Annotated in this window: 1 protein-coding gene; it reads left to right on the forward strand. The window is 51.4% G+C overall.

Going from position 1 to position 259, the window contains the following annotated elements; all coding sequences use genetic code 11:
* Positions 1-29 precede the first annotated feature (29 nt).
* On the forward strand, positions 30-259 hold a 230-nt coding region (locus tag RMT89_RS46365; RefSeq protein ID WP_399499048.1), incomplete at its 3' end, for a radical SAM protein.

Consider the following 259-nt stretch of genomic DNA (forward strand, 5'->3'; position numbering starts at 1 on the left):
GGGTCGCGTGCCCCGCGAGGTTGCGGTAAATGGAGTATTGCCAAACCAGCCTTTTGGTTCTTCAGCCAACGCCCTTTTGCAACATCGATTGTACTTATTGCTATCTGCCCCATCGATCCTCGAAGAAGCGGCTGACGTTTGAGTTAGCCGAAATCATCTTCAAGAAACTCCTTGCGTTTCCTACGATCGGGGAGTCCGTAACCATCGTATGGCATGCTGGCGAACCGATGGTTCTGTCGGTTAGTTACTACGAACGGAT

The organism is Streptomyces sp. P17 (assembly GCF_032436805.1).
Classification (GTDB): domain Bacteria; phylum Actinomycetota; class Actinomycetes; order Streptomycetales; family Streptomycetaceae; genus Streptomyces.